The organism is Desulfobulbaceae bacterium, assembly GCA_015231515.1.
GTDB lineage: Bacteria > Desulfobacterota > Desulfobulbia > Desulfobulbales > VMSU01 > JADGBM01.
Genome location: JADGBM010000218.1, coordinates 1 through 2,325 on the forward strand (window position 1 = coordinate 1; position 2,325 = coordinate 2,325).

At 49.4% G+C, this 2,325-nt stretch carries 4 protein-coding genes; all 4 read right to left on the minus strand.

Annotated features, from left to right (window positions below):
* Positions 1 to 1,089 (minus strand): 2-iminoacetate synthase ThiH (gene thiH / locus HQK80_16480; GenBank protein ID MBF0223787.1); only part of this gene is annotated, 1,089 nt, incomplete at its 3' end.
* Entirely contained in the window at positions 1,086 to 1,856 is a 771-nt protein-coding gene (locus tag HQK80_16485; GenBank protein MBF0223788.1) for a thiazole synthase, read from the minus strand. The genes HQK80_16485 and thiH, both read right to left, overlap by 4 nt.
* Before the next feature lies 1 nt (position 1,857).
* Complete coding sequence (thiS, locus tag HQK80_16490) at positions 1,858 to 2,058, minus strand: sulfur carrier protein ThiS (GenBank protein ID MBF0223789.1); 201 nt, start codon at positions 2,056 to 2,058, stop codon at positions 1,858 to 1,860.
* 22 nt (positions 2,059 to 2,080) lie between these two features.
* On the minus strand, positions 2,081 to 2,325 hold a 245-nt coding region (locus HQK80_16495; protein ID MBF0223790.1), incomplete at its 5' end, for a sulfur carrier protein ThiS adenylyltransferase ThiF.

Here is a 2,325-nt window from a genome sequence, read left to right on the forward strand (position 1 = left end):
AACAGGGTCCCAGTCTTTTCTGACAGGGTCAAATCCTTTATTGCGGATGGCTGTACATACTTCGATAATTGAGCGGTTATCATCAACCTCAAACTGTTCACCGGCAATATCAGGATTTGCATAACCACCTGGTGCAGTACAGGAACCAGCGGAGTACCTGGTTGGGCCTAGTCCAAGCATACCATTTCTGTAGCGGGCTTCTTCCCGGGTTGAGAGCAGGAGTCCGACGTCATGATCAAAAATCCGCAAGGCAAAAATCAGCTGGCTAAGGTCACTTTCGTTAACGGGAGCAAGAGGCGTAAAGTTGCCTTCTGCCGGTCTGAGACGAGGGAAAGAAACGGTCAGTCCAACCCGCCAGAATTTTTTCCGTAACCAGGCAAGGTGCATGGCAAGGGCCAATCCTTCCGCCCTCCAGTCAGCAAGACCAAGCAAAGCTCCAATACCAACTTCACGCATGCCGGCCTCAGCAGCACGAGCTGGGGTATCTAAGCGAAAATCATAGTCGCACTTCTTGCCTTTCAGATGGACCTTGTCGTAAATGACACGATCGTACGTCTCCTGGTAGACGGCAACACTGGTGATGCCTGCCGCAAAAAGTCTGGAGTACTCCTCTTTTGAAAGAGGTTGTACTTCAATTGACACAGAAGCGAATCGATCTCGCATCAGGTGAGCAACTGCTTCAAGGTGATTAACCCCCATTATCTTAGGCGCCTCGCCAGAAACAAGGAGTATGTGGCTGAAGCCTCTTTTGGCGAGAATATCGATTTCGTTACGGATCTCTTCTATGCTAAGAATTCGTCGTTTAATTTTGTTTTCAGCCGCAAAACCACAATATGCACAGCTGTTTGTGCAGAAGTTGGAAAGGTAAACAGGTGCATAGATTTGAATTACCCGACCAAAACGCTGCTGGGTTATTTTCTGAGAGCGTGCGGCCATAGTATTTAGATATGGCTTGGCCGCTGGACTTAAAAGTGCTGCCAGGTTTCTTGTGGTTAATTTGTCAGCCTGTAACGCGCCTTCGACATCAGCTGAGGTGCTTGCATAAATCGGTTGGCTGAGGATATCGAAAGAAGGCAATGAAAATGTCATGATCGTAGAAAATCTAATCCTGTTTCAGGCGATGAAGCAGAGGCCTCAGCTGATTGTGCCCCTAATCCGGCTTCAAAGGCAAGACGTCCGGCAATAACTGCCTTTGCAAAGGCCACTGCCATTTTAACCGGGTCACCGGCCACGGCAATAGCGGTGTTGACAAGGACTGCATCCGCGCCCATTTCCATGGCAAGAGCGGCGTGTGATGGCGCCCCCAGCCCGGCATCAACCACAACAGGTACTTGGGATTGGGCAATAATAATTGCAACCTGGTCTTTGGTAAGAATGCCCTGGTTTGTGCCAATAGGTGCTCCCAGGGGCATGACTGCTGCGGCGCCAACTTCCTGGAGGCGCAAGGCCAATATGGGATCGGCATTCATGTAGGGAAGCACGACAAAACCATCTTTTACCAAGGCTGCTGTGGCTTTGAAGGTTTCAATTGGGTCAGGCAGCAGTGTGCGCGGGTCTGGGGTGACTTCCAGCTTGAGCCAATTACCGCCGCCAGAGGCACGGGCGAGATTGGCCAGGCGAATTGCCTCTTCGGCATTACGGGCGCCTGATGTATTGGGTAGAAAAAAGAATTTATTCCGATCCAGAACCTTCATGATGTCATCGCCAGGGTCATTAAGGTCAATCCGTCGCAACGCAACTGTTACCATCTGACTTTCAGAGGCATCAAGGGCTTGACGCATTACCTGTGATGATGAGAATTTCCCGGTACCGGTAAAAAGACGGGAGGTAAAAGACTTGCCTGCAATGGTGAGCATCTCAACCGCCTCCAATAAAACGGATCAGCTCAAGAATGCAGCCATCTTTAAGTTGTCTGGTTTGGTACTCTTCTCTTTGTATGATTTTGCCGTCGATTTCGACAACGACGGTTTCTGGGTCAAAATTCAAGCTACAGACATAATCATATACTGTGCTATTTTTGGGGGCCACTTTCGGCTCACCGTTTACTGTGATATTCATAATTGTTTATACGGATCTGTAGTTATCCTAAGCCTAAAAGAATGCGAAGGAGTTGGTTTGCTTGGTGATGGGCGGCGATGCCAACCCGAGGCGCCATTAATCCTTGGCCTGGTCTGGCCGCTGATAAATCGTCGCCAATAATGTATACGTTGTCATGTAATCGTTTAGTCGTAATAGTGTTATTATCTTCAAAACCGGCTAAGCCCGAAGCACCGACATAACCAACGTCTTGAAGGTTGCTCAGGGCTGCCCGAAGGGCGCAGGCCT